The 20,472-nt window shown below is 54.8% G+C and carries 19 protein-coding genes; 15 read left to right on the top strand and 4 right to left on the bottom strand.

Going from position 1 to position 20,472, the window contains the following annotated elements; all coding sequences use genetic code 11:
- Positions 1-8 precede the first annotated feature (8 nt).
- From WFK59_RS11255 to map, 4 genes are all read right to left on the bottom strand, one after another.
- Positions 9-401, bottom strand: coding sequence for a DUF3461 family protein (locus WFK59_RS11255; protein WP_193585240.1), 393 nt, complete (start codon positions 399-401; stop codon positions 9-11).
- Positions 402-626: 225 nt separating this feature from the next.
- Positions 627-1,451: a 2,3,4,5-tetrahydropyridine-2,6-dicarboxylate N-succinyltransferase gene (gene dapD, locus WFK59_RS11250; RefSeq protein WP_336755810.1), complete on the bottom strand. Its 825-nt coding sequence runs from the start codon at positions 1,449-1,451 to the stop codon at positions 627-629.
- An 83-nt stretch (positions 1,452-1,534) separates the two neighbouring features.
- Positions 1,535-4,189 (bottom strand): bifunctional uridylyltransferase/uridylyl-removing protein GlnD, encoded by a 2,655-nt coding sequence (gene glnD / locus WFK59_RS11245; RefSeq protein ID WP_336755809.1) that lies wholly within the window; start codon positions 4,187-4,189, stop codon positions 1,535-1,537.
- 67 nt (positions 4,190-4,256) lie between these two features.
- Positions 4,257-5,051 carry a type I methionyl aminopeptidase gene (map, locus tag WFK59_RS11240; protein ID WP_233985247.1) on the bottom strand — a complete coding sequence of 265 codons (795 nt, stop codon included), beginning with the start codon at positions 5,049-5,051 and terminating at the stop codon, positions 4,257-4,259.
- A 320-nt stretch (positions 5,052-5,371) separates the two neighbouring features.
- On the opposite strand from map, the gene rpsB reads away from it, so the two are divergent.
- The 15 genes from rpsB to rnhB all read left to right on the top strand — a co-directional run bounded on the left by rpsB (position 5,372) and on the right by rnhB (position 20,465).
- Positions 5,372-6,097: a 30S ribosomal protein S2 gene (gene rpsB, locus WFK59_RS11235; protein ID WP_233985246.1), complete on the top strand. Its 726-nt coding sequence runs from the start codon at positions 5,372-5,374 to the stop codon at positions 6,095-6,097.
- Between the two features lie 181 nt (positions 6,098-6,278).
- A complete protein-coding gene (tsf, locus tag WFK59_RS11230) occupies positions 6,279-7,130 on the top strand; it encodes a translation elongation factor Ts (protein WP_094120979.1) in 852 nt (283 codons plus the stop codon).
- A gap of 157 nt (positions 7,131-7,287) precedes the next feature.
- The gene (pyrH, locus tag WFK59_RS11225) at positions 7,288-8,013 is read left to right on the top strand and encodes a UMP kinase (protein ID WP_031375278.1); all 726 of its coding nucleotides are present in this window, start codon (positions 7,288-7,290) and stop codon (positions 8,011-8,013) included.
- A 143-nt stretch (positions 8,014-8,156) separates the two neighbouring features.
- The gene (gene frr, locus WFK59_RS11220; protein WP_031375279.1) at positions 8,157-8,714 is read left to right on the top strand and encodes a ribosome recycling factor; all 558 of its coding nucleotides are present in this window, start codon (positions 8,157-8,159) and stop codon (positions 8,712-8,714) included.
- Between the two features lie 115 nt (positions 8,715-8,829).
- The gene (ispC, locus tag WFK59_RS11215) at positions 8,830-10,026 is read left to right on the top strand and encodes a 1-deoxy-D-xylulose-5-phosphate reductoisomerase (RefSeq protein ID WP_233985245.1); all 1,197 of its coding nucleotides are present in this window, start codon (positions 8,830-8,832) and stop codon (positions 10,024-10,026) included.
- Positions 10,027-10,203: 177 nt separating this feature from the next.
- Positions 10,204-10,956, top strand: a complete 753-nt coding sequence (gene ispU, locus WFK59_RS11210) for a (2E,6E)-farnesyl-diphosphate-specific ditrans,polycis-undecaprenyl-diphosphate synthase (protein WP_336755808.1) — start codon at positions 10,204-10,206, stop codon at positions 10,954-10,956.
- Positions 10,957-10,974: 18 nt separating this feature from the next.
- The gene (gene cdsA / locus WFK59_RS11205; RefSeq protein ID WP_233985243.1) at positions 10,975-11,832 is read left to right on the top strand and encodes a phosphatidate cytidylyltransferase; all 858 of its coding nucleotides are present in this window, start codon (positions 10,975-10,977) and stop codon (positions 11,830-11,832) included.
- Between the two features lie 12 nt (positions 11,833-11,844).
- Complete coding sequence (gene rseP, locus WFK59_RS11200; RefSeq protein ID WP_233985242.1) at positions 11,845-13,194, top strand: sigma E protease regulator RseP; 1,350 nt, start codon at positions 11,845-11,847, stop codon at positions 13,192-13,194.
- A gap of 51 nt (positions 13,195-13,245) precedes the next feature.
- Positions 13,246-15,657 carry an outer membrane protein assembly factor BamA gene (gene bamA, locus WFK59_RS11195; protein WP_336755807.1) on the top strand — a complete coding sequence of 804 codons (2,412 nt, stop codon included), beginning with the start codon at positions 13,246-13,248 and terminating at the stop codon, positions 15,655-15,657.
- A 110-nt stretch (positions 15,658-15,767) separates the two neighbouring features.
- Complete coding sequence (gene skp / locus WFK59_RS11190; protein WP_003852644.1) at positions 15,768-16,265, top strand: molecular chaperone Skp; 498 nt, start codon at positions 15,768-15,770, stop codon at positions 16,263-16,265.
- A gap of 3 nt (positions 16,266-16,268) precedes the next feature.
- Positions 16,269-17,294, top strand: a complete 1,026-nt coding sequence (lpxD, locus tag WFK59_RS11185) for a UDP-3-O-(3-hydroxymyristoyl)glucosamine N-acyltransferase (protein ID WP_233985240.1) — start codon at positions 16,269-16,271, stop codon at positions 17,292-17,294.
- A 152-nt stretch (positions 17,295-17,446) separates the two neighbouring features.
- Positions 17,447-17,902 carry a 3-hydroxyacyl-ACP dehydratase FabZ gene (gene fabZ, locus WFK59_RS11180; protein WP_031375286.1) on the top strand — a complete coding sequence of 152 codons (456 nt, stop codon included), beginning with the start codon at positions 17,447-17,449 and terminating at the stop codon, positions 17,900-17,902.
- 3 nt (positions 17,903-17,905) lie between these two features.
- The gene (gene lpxA / locus WFK59_RS11175; protein ID WP_233985239.1) at positions 17,906-18,694 is read left to right on the top strand and encodes an acyl-ACP--UDP-N-acetylglucosamine O-acyltransferase; all 789 of its coding nucleotides are present in this window, start codon (positions 17,906-17,908) and stop codon (positions 18,692-18,694) included.
- A gap of 3 nt (positions 18,695-18,697) precedes the next feature.
- Positions 18,698-19,846, top strand: coding sequence for a lipid-A-disaccharide synthase (gene lpxB / locus WFK59_RS11170; protein ID WP_233985238.1), 1,149 nt, complete (start codon positions 18,698-18,700; stop codon positions 19,844-19,846).
- Positions 19,839-20,465 (top strand): ribonuclease HII, encoded by a 627-nt coding sequence (gene rnhB / locus WFK59_RS11165; RefSeq protein WP_262287783.1) that lies wholly within the window; start codon positions 19,839-19,841, stop codon positions 20,463-20,465. Before lpxB ends, rnhB begins: the two co-directional genes overlap by 8 nt.
- Positions 20,466-20,472 lie beyond the last annotated feature (7 nt).

The following is a 20,472-nucleotide window of genomic DNA, read 5'->3' as shown; positions in this document are numbered from 1 at the left end:
GCAGGGAATTAACGACCGCTGCGGGTCAGCTTTTCCAGATCAGATTCAATTTCGGTAATCTTGTGTGATACCACGCTTTCCAGATGACGCAGGTCATCAAGGATTTTGCGTTTCAGGTCCACTTCAACCTGGTCGCGCTGGCAAATCTGGTCCAGCTCGTCGATCACATAGCGCAGATTAGGACTGATTTCCTGCACTTCTTTGTAGCCCTGCGTGGCGTGATCGGCTACTACGGTTTTGCGCTGACGCGGATATTTGAATTTTACGCTTTTGGCGAAAAACTCCCCTTTGTCTTTGCGGAAGTAGATCTTGAGAATATCGTTATTGGCTTCCTGACGCAGGCTGTAGCGATCAATATCGTCCGGATTACTGATACCTAAGCTTTTCAGATTGTCATACATAGCGTTGTTTCCATCAAAAAGTGAGAAGCGCGCAGTCGTGTTCATGACGTTAAACAACTGTAGACATAAATAAGCTGGATGAACATTGCGCGACGGGATTTAACTGGCGCGGATTATGACCTGAATAAAAACTAAACGCACCAGTTAATTCGCGGCGCGAAGCATGTTATTTGGGAATGGCTGTAAAGAAAAGATGACGGGCCGGTTTCCAGCCCGTCAGTGACATTAGTCGATGGTACGCAGCAGTTCGTTGATACCTGTTTTGCCAAGCGTTTTCGCATCTACTTTCTTGACGATAACGGCACAGTAGAGGCTGTAGCTGCCATCTTTAGAGGGCAGGTTACCGGAAACCACCACCGAGCCCGCCGGCACGCGGCCATAATGCACTTCACCGGTTTCGCGGTCATAAATTTTGGTGCTCTGGCCGATGTAAACGCCCATCGAGATCACCGAACCTTCTTCAACGATGACGCCTTCAACGATTTCAGAGCGTGCGCCAATGAAGCAGTTATCTTCGATGATGGTCGGGTTTGCCTGCAGCGGTTCCAGCACGCCACCGATACCCACGCCGCCAGAGAGATGAACGTTTTTACCGATCTGCGCGCAGGAACCCACGGTCGCCCAGGTATCCACCATGGTGCCTTCATCCACAAAGGCGCCAATGTTGACGTAAGAAGGCATCAGCACGGTGTTGCGGGCGATATAGGCACCCTGACGCACCGCCGCAGGTGGCACGACACGGAAACCCGCTTCTCTGAAACGCGTCTCATCCCAGCCAGCAAATTTCATGGGTACTTTGTCGTAGAAACGGGTTTCCGCGCCTTCCATTACCTGGTTGTCGTTGATGCGGAAAGAGAGCAGGACCGCTTTCTTCAGCCACTGATGCGTTACCCACTCGCCGTCGATCTTTTCGGAAACGCGCAGTGCACCGCTGTCCAGCAGAGAGATCACCTGGTTGATGGCATCACGGGTTTCGTTGTCGACGCTGGCTGGGGTGATATCAGCACGACGTTCGAAGGCGGATTCAATAACGCTCTGTAACTGTTGCATATTTTTTTCCTGATCTGTCATGTGCAGTGCCGGGCAATCCCCCGACACCAGTAAAAAGTTTAAGATTCACAAATCGACTTTGGTCACACTTTATCGTTTGGATTAAGGGCTTCTGTCAACCGTTGTTGCAACGCTTTACGCATTTCTTCACTCAGCGCCTGGCGCTCACTGTTGGCGAGAATAAACAAATCCTCGACCCGCTCGCCGATGGTGCTGATGCGCGCGCCGTGCAGCGAGACGCCGAGATCGGCAAACACTTCACCGACCCGCGCCAGCAGGCCGGGCTGATCGAGCGCCACCAGTTCCAGGTAGCTGCGGCGGTCGGTGTGGGTTGGCAGGAAATTGACTTCGGTATCCACGCTGAAGTGCTTCAGTTTGGCCGACGGACGACGGGTTCGCGGCGGCACCCAGTCTGACTGGGTAATCGCCTGTTCCAGCGCCTGAATAATCATCGGATGGCGGTCGGGTGACAGCGGACTGCCATCGGGCTCCAGCACAATAAAGGTATCCATCGCCATGCCGTCGCGGCTGGTAAAGATTTGCGCATCGTGCACGCTGAGGTTGCGGCGATCCAGCTCGCCCGCCACGGCGGCAAACAGGTGCGGTCGATCCGGACTCCAGATAAAAATCTCGGTGCCGCCGCGCGTCGCCTGCGGGCTGACCAGCACCAGCGGTTTTGTCAGATCGTGGCCCATCAGATGCCGGGCATGCCAGGCGATCTGATTCGGCGTATGCCGCAGGAAATAGTCGGCGCGGCAGCGGTTCCAGATTTGGTGCAACCGCTCTTCATCGATATTGTCCATCCGCAGCAGCGCCAGCGCCTGCAGACGATGGTGGCGCACCCGTTCGCGCAGGTCCGGGCTGTTCTCCATACCGCGCCGCAGCTGTTTCTCGGTGGCGAAAAACAGTTCGCGCAACAGGCTCTGCTTCCAGCTGTTCCACAGGCTTTCGTTGGTGGCGCAGATATCCGCCACGGTCAGGCAGACCAGATAGCGCAGCCGGTTTTCATTCTGCATCACCTCGGCGAACTGCTGGATCACCGTCGGGTCCTGAATATCGCGGCGCTGCGCGGTGACTGACATCAGCAGATGATGGCGCACCAGCCAGGCGACCAGCTGGGTTTCACGCGAGTTCAGGCCGTGCATTTCAGCGAAGTCGAGCGCATCCTGGGCGCCGAGAATCGAGTGATCGCCGCCGCGCCCTTTGGCGATGTCATGTAGCAGCGCAGCCATCAGCAACAGCTCCTGCTGCGGCAGGCGCGGCCAGAGCTCAACGCACAGCGGGTGCTGCGATCGGGTCGTTTCGCTGGCGAAACTCTCCAGCTTCTGCAGGACGCGAATGGTGTGCTCATCAACGGTATAGGCGTGGAACAGATCGAATTGCATCTGGCCGACAATATGACCCCACAGCGGCGTGTAAGCCCATAACACACTGTGACGATGCATCGGCACCAGCGCCCGGCTGACGGCGCCAGGATGACGCAGAATAGACATAAAGGTGCGACGCGCTTCCGGGATCTGACACAGCGGCTGTTTCAGATTGCGGCGCGCATGGCGCAGATGACGCAGCGTGGTGGAGTAGATGCCTTTAATGGCGTCGTTGCGCACCATAACGTAGAACATGCGCAGAATCGCCTGCGGCTCACGCTCAAACAGGGTGGCATCGCGCAGGTCAATCAGGTCGCCGCGCAGCTGAAAGTCATCGTCGATCGGGCAGGGCTTTTCACTGGTCGGCAGCGCCAGAATGGCTTCATCAAACAGCTGCAGCAGCATCTGATTCAGTTCACCTATCCGCCGCGTGACCCGGTAAAAATCTTTCATCATCCGCTCGACCGGCTCGTTGCCTTCGCCCTGATAGTTGAGGCGTTGCGCCACGCTGAGCTGACGATCGAACAGCAGGCGGTTGTCGTAGCGGGGCAGGGAGAGGTGCAGGGCGAAGCGGATGCGCCAGAGAAACTCCTGGCACTCGTTCAGCTCGCTGCGCTCCACTTCGGTGAGGAAACCGAAGCCGACCATCTCATCCAGCGTGGTGGCTCCAAAATGGCGGCGCGCCACCCATTGCAGAGTGTGGATATCGCGCAGACCGCCAGGGCTGCTTTTGATGTCTGGCTCAAGGTTATAGCTGGTGCCGTGATAGCGTTTATGGCGCTCCTGCTGCTCTTCGATTTTGGCGGCGAAAAAGGATGACGAGGGCCAGAATCCGTCGCTGAAGACGTTTTTCTGCAGTTCAAGAAACAGCGCCACATCACCGGTCAGCATCCGTGACTCAATCAGGTTGGTCGCAACGGTCAGATCCGATAAGCCTTCCAGCAGACACTCTTCCAGAGTGCGCACGCTGTGGCCGACTTCCAGCTTCAGATCCCACATCAGGGTCAGCAGCGCGCTGGTGCGCTGTGCCGCCTGGTCATCCAGCGGCTGACGGCTGAGGATCAGCACGTCGATGTCCGACAGCGGATGCAGTTCGGCACGGCCATAACCGCCGACGGCCACCAGGGCGATATCACTCATCGGGTCAAAGCCGAAGAAGCGCCACAGGCGACGCAGCAGGCGATCGATAAATAGCGTGCGGGCGTCAATCAGCGGCTCGACCGGTTCACCGGCGTCGAACGCGGTGGACAGGTACTGATGAAACTGCTCCAGCCGCTGTTTCAGGATGTCGCGGGTGAGCTGATCGTCATCCCATTCGGCCGGGGAATCGACCAGACCGTTTTGTACCTCTTCCGACAGGCTCACGCTCATGCAGCTCTTCTCTTCTTCAGCCAAAAAAAAGCCGGCATAGCGCCGGCTTGATTCTGTAGTGGGGGAATTACCCTTCAGCAACCAGCACCGCAGGCAGGGTGTCATCTTTGCGCAGGGTTAAGATCTCACAGCCGTTTTCCGTCACCACAATAGTATGCTCATACTGCGCGGACAAGCTGCGATCTTTGGTTTTTACCGTCCAGCCATCTTTCATGGTGCGGATGCGGTAATCGCCCGCATTGACCATCGGTTCTACGGTAAAGGTCATGCCCGCCTGCAGCACCACGCCGCCATCGTCCGCATCGTAATGCAGCACCTGTGGCTCTTCATGGAAGCCCTTGCCGATGCCGTGACCGCAATACTCACGCACCACCGAGAAGTCATTCGCCTCCACATATTTCTGAATCGCGCGGCCCAGCTCACGCAGACGGATGCCTGGCTTAATCAGGCGCAATGAAAGATAGAGGCTCTCCTGCGTGACGCGGCACAGACGCTCGCCCTGAATGGTCGGCTTACCCACGATAAACATCTTCGAGGTATCACCGTGGTATTCATCTTTAATCACGGTGACATCGATATTGATGATGTCGCCATCTTTTAACTGGCGGTCATCGCTGGGGATACCGTGACAGACTACCTCATTGACCGAAATGCAGACCGACTTCGGAAAGCCGTGGTAGCCGAGGCAGGCAGAAACTGCCTGCTGATGCTGCGTGATGTAGTCGTGGCAGATGCGGTCCAGCTCACCGGTGGTGACACCCGGTTGAACGTGTGGCTCGATCATCTCCAGCACCTCGGCAGCCAGACGGCCCGCAACGCGCATTTTTTCGATTTCTTCAGGGGTTTTAATTGAAATTGCCATTAAATTAATCCGCATTTGTCGAAATTTTCGACAATAATAAGTTCTGTGCTGTCATGTTAGCAGCCAGTAAATGGGCTGCCAAATAGAGAACGCGCTGGCCTCCGTCAGCGATCATTTATTGGCGTCCAGGGCGCGGTTATGGTATAAAGCGCGCCGACGATTCTCTGCAGGCTGGGTCTATCGGTCGGCAGGAAACGCATAACTCTCATTATGTGTAATAAAACACACATGTATCGACACATACGCCGGGGTGCCTTGAAAGAGGTCGGTCGTATGGGATACATGGAGGCCCAACCCCAATCAAACTTTTAGAGGTTATCATGGCAACTGTTTCCATGCGCGACATGCTCCAGGCTGGTGTTCACTTCGGTCACCAGACCCGTTACTGGAACCCAAAAATGAAGCCATTCATCTTTGGTGCTCGTAACAAGGTTCACATCATCAACCTGGAAAAAACTGTCCCTATGTTCAACGAAGCTCTGGCTGAACTGAACAAGATCGCTTCCCGTAAAGGTAAGATCCTGATCGTAGGTACTAAGCGCGCTGCTGCTGAAGCGGTAAAAGAGTCTGCACTGAGCTGCGACCAGTTCTTCGTAAACCACCGCTGGTTAGGTGGCATGCTGACCAACTGGAAAACCGTACGTCAGTCAATCAAACGTCTGAAAGATCTTGAGACTCAGTCTCAGGATGGTACTTTCGACAAACTGACCAAAAAAGAAGCGCTGATGCGTGGGCGTGAGCTGGCCAAGCTGGAAAACAGCCTGGGCGGTATCAAAGATATGGGCGGTCTGCCAGACGCGCTGTTTGTTGTTGATGCCGACCACGAACACATCGCAATCAAAGAAGCAAACAACCTGGGTATCCCGGTATTTGCTATCGTTGATACCAACTCAGATCCAGATGGCGTTGATTTCGTTATCCCAGGTAACGACGATGCGATCCGTGCTGTAAACCTGTACCTGACTGCCGTTGCGACCACCGTGCGCGAAGGCCGTTCTCAGGACCTGGCTGAGCAAGCTGAAGAAGCGTCTTTAGAAAACGCTTAATAAGGTTTGCTCTGCATAAGAGCCCTTAGTATTCAGATGTGATCTGTAAGGGGCCAATGCTGGCCCCTTTATTTTATCTAAGTCTGTCACGCTCCCTTCGGGACAGCGGGACAGAGTAAATTTTCCGCAAATAAGTGTCTGTGGGTGCAAACGTACCGGGGCACGAACCGAGGATTCTGGAATGGCTGACATTACCGCTGCATTGGTAAAAGAACTGCGCGAACGTACTGGCGCGGGCATGATGGATTGCAAAAAAGCGCTGACTGAAGCGAACGGCGACATTGAGCTGGCGATTGAGAACATGCGTAAGTCTGGCGCAATCAAAGCAGCGAAAAAAGCAGGCAACGTTGCTGCTGATGGCGTAATCAAAACCAAAATCGTTGGTGACTACGGCGTGATTCTGGAAGTGAACTGCCAGACTGACTTCGTTGCGAAAGATGGTGGTTTCCAGGCATTCGCAGACAAAGTTCTGGATGCGGCTGCAGCGGATCGCGTTACCGACGTTGAAGTCCTGAAAGCGCAGTTCGAAGAAGAGCGCGTTGCGCTGGTTGCTAAAATCGGTGAGAACATCAACATCCGCCGTGTGGCAATCCTGGAAGGCGCAGAGCTGGGCAGCTACCTGCACGGCGCACGTATCGGCGTACTGGTTTCAACCACTGGCGCAAACGAAGATCTGATCAAGCAGATCGCGATGCACGTTGCGGCGAGCAAGCCTGAGTTTGTTAAGCCAGAAGACGTTTCTGCCGACGTGGTAGAGAAAGAGTACCAGGTTCAGCTGGACATCGCGATGCAGTCTGGCAAGCCAAAAGAGATTGCAGAGAAGATGGTTGAAGGCCGTATGAAGAAATTCACCGGCGAAGTTTCTCTGACCGGTCAGGCTTTCGTTATCGACCCAAGCAAAACCGTTGGCCAGGCGCTGAAAGAGCAGGGCGCTGACGTCATCAATTTCATCCGCTTCGAAGTGGGTGAAGGCATCGAGAAAGTTGAGTCTGACTTCGCTGCAGAAGTTGCAGCCATGTCCAAACAGTCTTAATGCTCTGAAAGAACCGCCAGAAGGCGGTTCTTTTTTGTCTGTGAACCGCAACAGACACGTTTTCAGTTTCATCCCAATAGCAATTTGATTGCGGTAAGCGGATGATCGATCAGATTTTACTTCTCCTTATCACCCTATCTTCCAGGAAGAACTGACCATGGCGACCAACGCAAAACCTGTTTATCAACGTATCCTGCTGAAACTGAGCGGCGAAGCCCTGCAAGGCGCTGAAGGTTTTGGTATTGACGCGAGTGTGCTTGACCGTATGGCACAAGAGGTAAAAGAACTGGTTGAACTGGGCATCCAGGTTGGCGTTGTGATTGGCGGGGGTAACCTGTTCCGTGGCGCAGGCCTGGCACAGGCTGGCATGAACCGCGTCGTGGGCGACCACATGGGAATGCTGGCGACCGTGATGAACGGCCTGGCAATGCGTGATGCACTGCACCGCGCCTATGTGAACGCACGCCTGATGTCGGCAATTCCACTGAACGGCGTCTGTGACAACTACAGCTGGGCGGAAGCGATTAGCCTGCTGCGCAACAACCGCGTGGTGATTTTCTCTGCCGGTACCGGTAACCCGTTCTTCACCACTGACTCTGCTGCCTGCCTGCGCGGCATTGAGATTGAAGCCGACGTGGTACTGAAAGCAACCAAGGTTGACGGCGTTTACTCTGCCGACCCGGTGAAAACCCCGGACGCGACGCTGTATGAACAGCTCACCTACGCTGAAGTGCTGGATCAGGAGCTGAAAGTGATGGATCTTGCCGCCTTCACTCTGGCGCGTGATCATAAATTGCCGATCCGCGTCTTCAACATGAATAAACCTGGCGCACTGCGTCGCGTAGTGATGGGTGAAAAAGAAGGCACCCTGATTACGCATTAATACCCGAGGCGAGATAAAATAAGGTATATTCTGTCAGCGCGATGATAACGCATCGCGCACCAGTCAGGATTATCGATGATTATCGATCCCGCTTCCGGTTATGCCGGAACTGGCCAGGTCAAACCGAATCCAAGGGTTTCAACGTGATTAACGACATCAAAAAAGATGCTGATACGCGCATGGACAAATGCGTCGAAGCATTCAAAACCACCATCAGCAAAGTGCGCACCGGTCGTGCTTCACCTTCGCTGCTCGACGGCATCGTCGTCGAATATTACGGTACGCCAACGCCGCTGCGTCAGCTCGCCTCCGTCACCGTGGAAGATTCACGCACGCTGAAAATCAACGTGTTTGATCGCTCCCTCGGTCCGGCAGTCGAAAAGGCGATCATGACCTCCGATCTGGGCCTGAACCCAAGTTCAGCCGGCACGGATATTCGTGTTCCGCTGCCTGCACTGACGGAAGAGCGCCGTAAAGACCTGATCAAAATCGTGCGCGGCGAAGCCGAGCAGGGCCGCGTGTCGGTACGTAACGTCCGTCGCGATGCCAACGATAAAATCAAAGCGCTGCTGAAAGATAAAGAGATCAGCGAAGACGACGAGCGTCGTGCGCAGGATGAAATTCAGAAAATGACCGATGCACACATCAAGAAAGTTGATGCTGCACTGTCAGAAAAAGAGACGGAGCTGATGGATTTCTAATCCCATCACTGCCGGACAAAACGCCGTACAGAGAGGTATTCGTATGAATGCGACATCTGGCGGCGTTTTACATTGTGCCTGCGGGCACGTCTGTTGACTTCACATGGATAGCATCATGAAGCGATTAACTCTGCTGGGCTCAACCGGGTCGATCGGCACCAGTACCCTGGCGGTGGTGCGCGCCAATCCGGAGCGTTACCAGATTACGGCGCTGGTTGCCGGCCAAAACGTAGCGCTGATGGCCGAACAGTGTGCCACTTTCCATCCGCGCTATGCCGCAATGGCCGACGAAACGTCAGCAGCCGCGTTGCGTGAGCGACTGAGAGCACTCAAGGTAAACACTGAAGTGCTCTCCGGCGTTCAGGCAGCCTGTGAGCTGGCAGCGCTGGATGAGGTCGATCAGGTGATGGCGGCAATTGTCGGCGCATCCGGTCTGCTGCCGACGCTGGCAGCGATCCGCGCCGGCAAAACCGTGCTGCTGGCGAATAAAGAATCGCTTGTCACCTGCGGCCGTTTGTTTATGGAGGCGGTGCGCCATCATAATGCTCAATTACTGCCGGTCGACAGCGAGCATAACGCCATTTTTCAGAGTTTACCGGCTACCATCCAGCATCAGTTAGGTTACGCTGACCTGCAGGATAACGGCATTGAGTCGATTATCCTTACGGGATCAGGTGGTCCTTTTCGTGACACAGATTTAGCGGATCTTAGCGCCATGTCGCCGGATCAGGCCTGTGCACATCCGAACTGGTCAATGGGGCGAAAAATCTCCGTTGATTCGGCCACCATGATGAATAAAGGTCTTGAATACATTGAAGCCCGTTGGCTGTTTAATGCCAGCGCAGCGCAGATGGAAGTGATACTGCACCCACAATCGGTGATTCACTCCATGGTGCGATACTGCGATGGCAGCGTGCTGGCTCAGTTGGGTTCTCCCGATATGCGTACGCCGATTGCCCACAGCATGGCCTGGCCTGCGCGTATTCACGCTGGCGTCACGCCGCTGGATTTCACCCGCATGTCGGCGCTGACGTTTGCAGAACCTGATTTTGGTCGCTACCCCTGTCTGAAGCTGGCGATCGACGCTTGTGAAGCAGGGCAGGCGGCGACCACCACGCTCAATGCTGCCAACGAGGTTGCCGTTGCGGCTTTCCTGAATCACCAGATTCGCTTTACCGACATCGCCGCGCTGAACAGCGCTGTGCTGGCGGCACAGGCGTGTCCGGAACCGGATTCGGTGGACGCTGTCCTTGAAATCGATCGCACCGCACGCGCGCTGGCGACAGAAATGTTGTCGCGCTTCACGTCGTGACGCCGATCGTTATGAGGCCATTTGTTCGCTTCAGGTGAAAATGGTATAGTCGCTGGCTCGCGTTTCACGGTCTGTCACCGGATTCGGTGTAGCCTGACATAAGGTGTCAGGATTTAGATCGGGCGCAATGTATTCAGAAACCACAGCATTTCTGATGAAAGGAATAGAGTACGCGTTATGTCGTCTAACAATCACAACAACACTGATGACCAGCAGGGAACCGGTCCGCGCCACGTCGCTATCATCATGGATGGCAATGGTCGCTGGGCCAAAAATCAGGGAAAATTGCGTATTTCCGGCCACAAAGCGGGCGTGAAATCGGTTCGCCGCGCGGTCAGTTTTGCCGTGAGTAACAACCTTGAGGCGCTGACGCTCTATGCTTTCAGTAGTGAAAACTGGAGCCGTCCGGCGCAGGAAGTCACCGCATTAATGGAGCTGTTTGTCTGGGCGCTCGACAGTGAAGTAAAGAGCCTGCACAAGCACAATGTCCGTTTACGCATCATTGGCGATACCAGCCGGTTCAGCCCGCGTATTCAGGAGCGGATTCGTCGTTCTGAGGCGCTGACCGCAAATAATGATGGCCTGACGCTCAACATCGCTGCGAACTACGGCGGCCGTTGGGATATTATCGAAGGCGTGAAAAAACTGGCAGAACAGGTACAGGAAGGTTTACTGCGTCCTGACCAGATTACCGAAGAGAGCCTGACGTCGCAGCTCTGTATGCATGAGCTGGCGCCAGTGGATTTAGTGATAAGGACCGGGGGAGAGCATCGGATTAGCAACTTCCTGCTGTGGCAAATTGCCTATGCTGAATTCTATTTTACCGATGTGCTCTGGCCGGATTTCGATGAACACGTTTTTGAAGGTGCACTGAATGCATTCTCTCTGCGGGAGCGTCGTTTTGGCGGCGCTGCACCAGGCGGCGCCTGAGCAATCTGGGGGTAACCTTTGCTGAAGTCTCGTCTGATTACCGCGTTGATATTAATTCCGCTGGTAATTGCTGCTCTGTTCTGGTTACCGCCGGTGGGTTTTGCTATTACCACCATCGTTATCTGCATGCTGGCTGCCTGGGAATGGGGGCAACTGGCTGGCATGGCGTCCCGTCAACAACGCATCTGGCTGGCCGTGCTCTGTGGGCTGCTGCTGGCGCTGATGCTGTTTACCTTGCCACCTTATCAACATGATGTGCATCTGCCGCAGGTCGCGACCTCGCTTTGGGCGTCGCTGGTGTGGTGGGTTGTTGCGCTGTTGCTGGTGCTCTCCTATCCTGCTTCGGCGTCGTTCTGGCGCCATTCGCGTCCGCTCCGCTTACTGTTTGGCGTGTTAACGCTGGTGCCTTTCTTCTGGGGCATGATGGCGCTGCGTCAGTATCATTACGATACCGACCATTTCGCCGGTGCCTGGTGGCTGCTGTTTGTGATGTTGCTGGTGTGGGGCGCCGATTCGGGTGCCTACATGTTTGGCAAAATGTTTGGTAAGCACAAGCTGGCACCGAAAGTCTCTCCAGGTAAAACCTGGGAAGGTTTTCTTGGCGGTCTGGTGTCGTCGGCGCTGATTGCACTGCTGTTTGCCACGCTGGCACCGCTGACGGTATCAGCCGGCACGCTGGTGATCTGCGCGATTATCGCCACGCTGGCCTCGGTGCTGGGTGACCTGACCGAGAGCATGTTCAAACGTGAAGCGGGGATTAAAGACAGTGGCAACCTGATTCCCGGTCACGGCGGCATTCTGGATCGCATCGATAGTCTGACGGCGGCAGTGCCGGTGTTTGCCTGTTTACTGCTGCTGGTGTTCCGCACCCTTTAAGGACAGGCAACGATGTTGAGTATAATCTGGAGTTTTGTCGCCTTTATCGTCGCGCTGGGCGTGCTGATTACCGTACATGAGTTTGGCCACTTCTGGGTCGCTCGCCGCTGCGGTGTCAAAGTCGAGCGCTTCTCCATCGGTTTCGGTAAGTCACTCTGGCAGCGCCGCGACCGTCACGGCACCGAATTTGTTATCGCGCTGATCCCACTCGGCGGCTACGTCAAAATGCTCGACGAACGCGTTGAAAGCGTACCGGCTGAGCTGCGCCATCAGGCGTTCAATAACAAAGCTATCTGGCAACGAGCCTCGATCATTGCGGCCGGTCCCATCGCCAATTTCCTTTTCGCCATCTTCGCTTACTGGGTTGTGTTTATTCACGGCGTGCCTGGCGTACGTCCGGTCGTTGGCGAAATTTTAAACGGTTCGGTGGCTGCAGAAGCGCAAATTAAGCCTGGCATGGAACTAAAGGCGGTTGACGGTATCGAAACGCCTGACTGGGATGCTGTACGCATGGCGCTGGTCGGTAAAATCGGCGACAGCACTGCCACCTTAACCGTGGCGCGTTTCGGCGAAGAGGCCACGCAACAGAAGCCGCTGGATTTACGTAACTGGCAGTTTGAACCTGATAAGCAGGACCCGGTGGTGGCATTGGGTATTCGTCCGCGCGGTCCGCAGATAGAAACCACCCTCGCCGAAGTTCAGGCGAACTCGCCAGCCAGTGAAGCCGGTTTGCAAGCAGGCGACAGGATCGTTAAAGTCGATGGTCAGCCATTATCGCAGTGGCAGGCTTTTGTCGCTCAGGTCCGGGATAATCCCGGCAAAAGCATGGCGCTTGAGGTGGATCGCGGCGGTGACAACATCACGCTGACGATGACGCCAGAGGCGAAACCTGGCAACGAAGCGGAAGGGTTTGCGGGCGTCATTCCCCGAATTGTTCCACTGCCAGAAGAGTATAAAACGGTAAGACAGTATGGCGCGTTTGCGGCAATCGGCGAAGCCAGTGTAAAAACCTGGCAACTGATGAAGCTCACCGTTTCTATGCTGGGCAAGTTAATAACCGGTGATGTAAAGCTGAACAACCTGAGCGGACCAATTTCGATTGCGCAGGGTGCAGGATTGTCAGCAGAGTATGGGTTGATTTACTACCTGATGTTTCTGGCGTTGATTAGCGTCAACCTGGGCATCATCAATCTGTTTCCTCTGCCGGTTTTAGATGGTGGGCACTTGCTCTTCCTGGCGATCGAAAAGATCAAAGGTGGACCGGTGTCCGAGCGAGTTCAGGACTTTAGTTATCGCATCGGTTCGATTTTACTGGTGCTGTTAATGGGGCTTGCACTTTTCAATGATTTCTCCCGTCTGTAATCGCGGAAACGCGAACATTCGAGGGATGTGTTAGGAAAACGCATAATAACGATGGCGATGAAAAAGTTGCTCATAGCGTCGCTGCTGTTTAGCAGCGCCACCGTTTACGGTGCAGACGATTTCGTGGTGAAGGATATTCATTTCGAAGGGCTGCAGCGAGTCGCCGTCGGCGCGGCTCTGCTGAGCATGCCAGTACGGGTTGGCGATACGGTGAATGACGATGATGTCAGAAATACCATTCGCTCGCTGTTCGCTACTGGCAACTTTGAGGATGTTCAGGTCCTGCGAGACGGTACAACGCTGATTGTCCAGGTCAAAGAACGTCCTACCATTGCCAGCATTACCTTCACCGGTAACAAAGCGGTGAAAGAGGATCAGCTTAAACAAAATCTGGAAGCCTCTGGTGTACGCGTCGGCGAAGCGCTGGACCGTACCATGCTCTCTTCCATTGAGAAGGGACTGGAAGATTTCTACTACAGCGTCGGTAAATATACTGCCAGCGTGAAAGCGGTCGTTACGCCGCTGCCGCGTAACCGTGTCGATCTGAAACTGGTGTTCACCGAAGGTGTCTCTGCCAAGATTCAGCAGATCAACATCGTCGGGAACAAAGCCTTCAGTTCCGATGAACTGATCTCCCGTTTCCAGCTGCGCGATGAAGTGCCGTGGTGGAACGTGGTCGGCGATCGTAAATACCAGAAACAGAAACTGGCGGGCGACCTTGAAACCCTGCGCAGCTTCTATCTCGATCGCGGTTATGCCCGCTTCAACATCGACTCCACGCAGGTCAGCCTGACGCCGGACAAGAAGGGCATCTACATTACGGTCAACATCACCGAAGGCGATCAGTACAAAATCGCTGGCGTGATCGTCAATGGCAGCATGGCAGGCCATTCAGCAGAAATTGAACATCTGACCAAGATTCCGGCGGGCGAGCTGTATAACGGCGCGAAAGTCACGAAGATGGAAGATGACATCAAGAAGCTGCTGGGTCGCTATGGCTACGCCTATCCGCGCGTGGTTTCTCAGCCAGAAATCAACGATGCCGATAAGACGGTAAAACTGCATATCAATGTGGATGCCGGCAACCGCTACTATGTCCGTAACGTCCGTTTCGAAGGCAACGACACCTCGAAAGATTCGGTGCTGCGTCGCGAAATGCGTCAGATGGAAGGGGCATGGCTGGGCAGCGATCTGGTTGAGCAGGGCAAAGAGCGTCTGAACCGTACCGGCTACTTCGAAACCGTCGATGTCGATACGCAGCGTGTGCCCGGTTCGCCTGATCAGGTTGACGTGGTCTACAAAGTTAAAGAGCGTAACACCGGTACCTTTAACTTCGGCGTCGGTTACGGCACCGAAAGTGGCGTCAGCTTCCAGGTCGGCGTTACGCAGGACAACTGGCTGGGCACTGGTAATACCGTTGGCATCAGCGGTACCAAAAATGACTACCAGACCTATGCCGAGTTCTCGCTGACTGACCCTTACTTCACCGTTGACGGTGTCAGTCTGGGTGGTCGTCTGTTCTATAACGACTTTAAAGCAGACAATGCTGACCTTTCTGACTATACCAACAAAAGTTATGGTGTAGACGGAACGCTTGGCTTCCCGATTAATGAAAACAACACCCTGCGCGTCGGTCTGGGCTATGTCCATAATGACCTGTCAAACATGCAGCCGCAGGTTGCGATGTGGCGTTATCTTAATTCGGTCGGCAAGCCGCAGCAGCTCAATGACGAAGGGGATTTCTCAGCAGATGACTTCACCTTCAACTACGGCTGGACCTATAACACCCTGGATCGCGGTTTCTTCCCGACCTCCGGTAACCGGACCAACCTGAACGGTAAGGTCACCATTCCAGGTTCGGATAACAGCTTCTACAAGGCCACGCTGGATACTCAGCAATATGTGCCGATTAACCAGGATCGCACCTGGGTGCTGTTAGGCCGTGGTCGTGTCGGTTATGGCGATGGTCTCGACGGCAAAGAGATGCCGTTCTATGAGAACTTCTATGCCGGTGGTTCCAGCACCGTTCGTGGCTTCCAGTCCAATACGATTGGTCCGAAGGCTGCGTACTACAATAATAACTCGTCCAACTGCCGGATCGCCGATCCAAACGGTATCTGTAAGTCGGATGATGCGGTGGGCGGTAACGCCATGGCGATAGCCAGCCTGGAGCTGATTACGCCAACGCCGTTCCTGAGCGAGAAGTATGCTAACTCGGTCCGTACCTCGGTGTTTGTCGATGCCGGTACGGCGTGGGATACCAAGTGGGAAAATACGGCGGAAACGCGTGCAGCGGGTATTCCGGACTACAGCGATCCAAACAATATCCGCGTATCAAGCGGTGTTGCGCTGCAGTGGATGTCGCCGCTCGGCCCACTGGTGTTCTCTTACGCCCAGCCGATCAAGAAAATTGATGGAGACAAGTCAGAGCAGTTCCAGTTTAACATTGGTAAAACCTGGTAATGTTCTGAGCAAGGATGCATAGCTGAAGTCTTGCTACCGGGCAGCTCATGTTGCTGTTCCGGGGCAAACACTGTGTCGCTGACACAAACGTTGATGGTAAGGAGTTTATAGTGAAAAAGTTGTTGTGTGCCGCAGGTCTGGGTCTTGCTTTAGCGGTTTCCGCTGGTGTTCAGGCTGCTGACAAAATTGCAGTGGTAAACGTGTCCAGCATTTTCCAACAGTTACCGCAACGTGCGACTGTTGCTAAACAGCTGGAAAATGAGTTCAAAGGCCGCGCCACCGAACTGCAGAGCCAGGAACGCGATCTGCAAACCAAAATGCAGCGTCTGCAGCGTGACGGTTCTACCATGAAGGCCAGCGAACGCAGCCGTATGGAAAAAGACGTGATGTCGCAGCGTGAAGCCTTCTCCTCTAAAGCGCAGGCTTTCGAGCAGGATAATCGCCGTCGTCAGATGGAAGAGCGTAACAAGCTGCTGAGCCGTATTCAGGATGCCGTGAAGAAAGTCGCTGACAGCGATGGCTACGACGTCGTAATCGACGCTAACGCGGTGGCTTATGCATCAAACGCAAAAGACATCACTGCCGACGTGCTGAAACAGGTTAAATAATTGATGTCATCTATTCGACTGGCTGATTTAGCCCAGCAGTTGGATGCAGAATTGCACGGAGATGGCGATATCGTCATCTCCGGCATTGCTTCTATGCAATCCGCCACAACTGGCCAAATCACTTTTCTTGCAAACAGCCGTTACCGCGAGCAACTCGCCCTGATTAAGGCCTCAGCCGTGGTGCTGACGGAAGCGGATCTGGAGTGGTGCCACACCGCAGCGCTGGTAGTGAAAAACCCTTACCTGACGTATGCGCGTATGGCGCAAATACTCGATACTACGCCTCAACCGGCCAGCAATATTGCGCCCAGCGCCGTTATCGATCCCAGCGCCCGACTCGGCGCGAATGTCGCCATTGGCGCGAATGCAGTGATCGAAGCGGATGTTGAACTGGGCGACAATGTGGTGATCGGCGCGGGATGCTTTGTTGGCAAAAAAACCCGCATCGGCAGCGGCACGCGTTTGTGGGCCAATGTCTCGGTTTATCATGAAATTCAGATCGGTCAGGATTGTCTGATTCAGTCCGGTACCGTCATTGGTTCTGATGGCTTTGGTTATGCCAACGATCGCGGTAACTGGGTGAAAATCCCCCAGTTAGGTGCTGTCATTATCGGCGATCGTGTGGAAATAGGTGCCTGTACCACCATTGATCGCGGTGCGCTGGATAACACTCTGATCGGCAATGGTGTTATCATAGACAACCAGTGTCAGATCGCCCACAACGTGGTTATTGGTGACAATACTGCGGTTGCAGGCGGTGTGATCATGGCGGGTAGTTTAAAAATTGGTCGTTATTGTATGATTGGTGGTGCCAGCGTCATTAACGGTCATATGGAAATCTGTGACAAAGTGACGGTGACCGGTATGGGCATGGTCATGCGTCCGATCACAGAGCCTGGTGTATACTCGTCGGGCATTCCGCTACAACCCAACAAAACCTGGCGCAAAACTGCAGCGCTGGTGATGAACATCGATGACATGAGCAAACGCTTAAAAGCCATCGAGCGCAAGGTCGGTAAAGACGACTAACCGCCATCCCAAAACTGACCGGCTTTCATAATAAAAGTGTTAAGCAGGGAAGCCAGGCGCCACAGAACCTATTTGCGGCCTGCGGACGATCATATTGATCTGTGCAGGCCGTGTTATTGATGTCATCAGATTTTTAGGACGGGAAGAGTATTTTGACTACTGAAACTCATACTCTGAAAATTGAAGAGATTTTAGAGCTGCTGCCGCACCGCTATCCGTTTCTGCTGGTAGACCGTGTGCTGGAATTTGAAGAGCACAAATACCTGCGCGCAGTAAAGAACGTTTCTGTTAATGAACCGTTTTTCCAGGGGCACTTCCCTGGTAAACCGATTTTTCCTGGCGTTCTGATTCTGGAAGCGATGGCGCAGGCCACCGGTATTCTGGCGTTCAAAAGCGTGGGTAAACTGGAACCGGGTGAACTCTACTACTTTGCCGGTATCGACGATGCCCGCTTCAAGCGTCCGGTCGTGCCGGGCGATCAAATGATCATGGAAGTCACTTTCGAGAAAACCCGCCGTGGTCTGACCCGCTTTAAAGGCGTGGCGACCGTCGATGGCAAAATCGTTTGTGAAGCGACCATGATGTGTGCCCGTAGCCGGGAGGCATAATTCGTGATTGATCCTACCGCCACTATCCATGCCAGTTCTGTCATCGAAGAAGGCGCCATTATTGGCGCTAACGTTCACATTGGTCCGTTTTGCTTTGTTGGGGCCAACGTTGAAATCGGTGAGGGAACGGTCCTGAAATCACACGTCGTGATTAACGGCCATACGCGTATCGGCAAAGATAATCAGATCTATCAGTTCGCCTCGATTGGTGAAGTGAACCAGGATCTGAAATATGCCGGTGAACCGACGCGGGTTGAAATCGGCGATCGCAACCGCATCCGTGAAAGCGTGACGATTCATCGCGGCACGACGCAGGGCGGCCATGTCACCCAGGTGGGCAGCGATAATCTGCTGATGGTGAATGCGCACATTGCGCATGACTGCGTGATCGGTAACCGCTGCATCTTCGCCAACAACGCGACCCTGGGTGGTCACGTCACGGTCGATGATTTCGCCATTATTGGCGGCATGACGGCGGTACATCAGTGGTGCACAATTGGTGCGCATGTGATGGTTGGCGGCTGTTCCGGCGTAGCGCAGGATGTCCCGCCTTACGTGATTGCTCAGGGCAACCACGCCACGCCGTTCGGGATCAACATTGAAGGTCTGAAGCGTCGTGGCTTTAGCAAAGAGTCACTACACGCGATTCGTAATGCCTACAAATTGCTTTATCGCAGCGGCAGAACGCTGGATGAAGTGAAGCCGGAGATTGAAGCGATCGCGAAGCAGCACAGCGAAGTGCAGCCTTTCTACGATTTCTTTGCCCGCTCAACCCGTGGATTAATTCGTTAATCCATGTCAGCGCGTCCCTTAACGATTGCCCTGGTCGCCGGAGAAACCTCCGGCGATATTCTTGGTGCCGGTCTGATCCGCGCGTTAAAAGCGCGCCATCCTGAGGCTCGCTTTGTCGGCGTAGCCGGTCCGCTGATGCAGGCGGAAGGCTGCGAAGCCTGGTACGAGATGGAAGAACTGGCGGTGATGGGCATTGTTGAAGTGCTGGGCCGGCTGCGACGCCTGCTGACCATCCGCCGCGATCTGACTCAGCGCTTTACCGAACTGCAACCGGATGTGTTCGTCGGTATCGATGCGCCCGATTTCAATATCACGCTGGAAGGCAACCTCAAGCGCGCGGGCATTCGCACTATCCACTACGTCAGCCCGTCCGTCTGGGCATGGCGGCAAAAGCGCGTGTTTAAGATTGGCCGTAACACCGATCTGGTACTGGCGTTTCTGCCGTTTGAAAAAGCCTTCTACGATCGTTATAACGTCCCCTGTCGCTTTATCGGCCATACCATGGCGGATGCAATGCCGCTGCAACCCGATAAGCTGGCCGCGCGCCGTCACCTGGCGATTGCCGATGATGCGCTCTGCCTGGCGCTGCTGCCTGGCAGTCGCGGTGCAGAAGTGGAGATGCTCAGCGGTGATTTTCTCAGAACCGCCCAGCGACTGCGTCAGCACTATCCGGCGCTGGAGATTGTGGTGCCGCTGGTTAACGCCCGACGCCGCGAGCAGTTTGAGAAAATCAAAGCCGAAGTGGCACCTGAACTCCCGATGCATCTGTTAGATGGTCACGGGCGTGAAGCGATGATTGCGAGCGACGCCGCATTACTGGCGTCCGGCACTGCCGCACTCGAATGCATGCTGGCAAAATGCCCGATGGTGGTCGGTTACCGGATGAAGCCTGCTACCTTCTGGCTGGCGAAGCGGCTGGTGAAAACGCCCTACGTTTCGCTCCCCAACCTGCTGGCCGGGCGCGAGCTGGTGACCGAGTTGCTGCAGGATGAATGTCAGCCGGATGCGCTGGCAGCCGCCTTAGATCCGCTGCTGCACGCCGGGCCTGAGCGCGACACTCTGCTGCAGACGTTTCATGAATTACATCAACAGATCCGCTGGAACGCCGATGAACAAGCGGCGGATGCGGTACTGGAGCTGGCCAATGCCTGATTTTATCTATCCTGCTGCCGGGCTGATTGCCGGCGTGGACGAAGTAGGGCGCGGGCCGCTGGTCGGCGCGGTCGTCACTGCCGCAGTGATCCTCGATCCGGCGAAGCCGATCGTTGGCCTGGCGGATTCGAAAAAATTGTCAGAAAAACGCCGGCTGGCGCTGTATGACGAAATTAAAGAAAAAGCGCTGGCCTGGAGTCTGGGTCGTGCGGAACCGGAAGAAATTGACCAGCTGAACATTTTGCACGCCACCATGCTGGCAATGCAGCGCGCGGTCGCCGGTCTGCACATTCTGCCGGACTACGTGCTGATTGACGGTAACCGCTGTCCGGCGCTGCCGATGCCGTCGCAGGCGGTGGTGAAAGGGGATAGCCTGGTCGCAGAGATTAGCGCCGCCTCCATCATCGCCAAAGTGACGCGTGACCGTGAGATGGCGGAACTCGATCTGCTGTTCCCGCAGTATGGTTTCGCGCAGCACAAAGGTTATCCGACGGCGCTGCACATGGAAAAATTGACGCAGTATGGCGCCACGCCGCACCACCGTCGCAGTTTTGCTCCGGTACGCAACGCGCTGATTGATGCCGACGTACTGGCAGCCCGCCAGCCCCTTACGCTTTAATAGCCTG

Origin of the sequence: Pantoea sp. USHLN298, assembly GCF_037149395.1 — a bacterium.
In the GTDB taxonomy this organism is placed as follows: Bacteria; Pseudomonadota; Gammaproteobacteria; order Enterobacterales; family Enterobacteriaceae; genus Pantoea; species Pantoea astica.
The sequence above is the reverse complement of the archived record's forward strand: the minus strand, read 5'-3'. Positions and strand labels throughout refer to the sequence as shown.

Excerpts from the sequence above, each read along its gene's own strand:
- WFK59_RS11255 (WP_193585240.1), bottom strand. The coding sequence starts at position 401 with ATGTATGACAATCTGAAAAGCTTAGGTATCAGTAATCCGGACGATATT.
- dapD (WP_336755810.1), bottom strand. The coding sequence starts at position 1,451 with ATGCAACAGTTACAGAGCGTTATTGAATCCGCCTTCGAACGTCGTGCT.
- glnD (WP_336755809.1), bottom strand. The coding sequence starts at position 4,189 with ATGAGCGTGAGCCTGTCGGAAGAGGTACAAAACGGTCTGGTCGATTCC.
- map (WP_233985247.1), bottom strand. The coding sequence starts at position 5,051 with ATGGCAATTTCAATTAAAACCCCTGAAGAAATCGAAAAAATGCGCGTT.
- rpsB (WP_233985246.1), top strand. The coding sequence starts at position 5,372 with ATGGCAACTGTTTCCATGCGCGACATGCTCCAGGCTGGTGTTCACTTC.
- tsf (WP_094120979.1), top strand. The coding sequence starts at position 6,279 with ATGGCTGACATTACCGCTGCATTGGTAAAAGAACTGCGCGAACGTACT.
- pyrH (WP_031375278.1), top strand. The coding sequence starts at position 7,288 with ATGGCGACCAACGCAAAACCTGTTTATCAACGTATCCTGCTGAAACTG.
- ispC (WP_233985245.1), top strand. The coding sequence starts at position 8,830 with ATGAAGCGATTAACTCTGCTGGGCTCAACCGGGTCGATCGGCACCAGT.
- ispU (WP_336755808.1), top strand. The coding sequence starts at position 10,204 with ATGTCGTCTAACAATCACAACAACACTGATGACCAGCAGGGAACCGGT.
- rseP (WP_233985242.1), top strand. The coding sequence starts at position 11,845 with ATGTTGAGTATAATCTGGAGTTTTGTCGCCTTTATCGTCGCGCTGGGC.
- bamA (WP_336755807.1), top strand. The coding sequence starts at position 13,246 with ATGGCGATGAAAAAGTTGCTCATAGCGTCGCTGCTGTTTAGCAGCGCC.
- lpxD (WP_233985240.1), top strand. The coding sequence starts at position 16,269 with ATGTCATCTATTCGACTGGCTGATTTAGCCCAGCAGTTGGATGCAGAA.
- lpxB (WP_233985238.1), top strand. The coding sequence starts at position 18,698 with ATGTCAGCGCGTCCCTTAACGATTGCCCTGGTCGCCGGAGAAACCTCC.
- rnhB (WP_262287783.1), top strand. The coding sequence starts at position 19,839 with ATGCCTGATTTTATCTATCCTGCTGCCGGGCTGATTGCCGGCGTGGAC.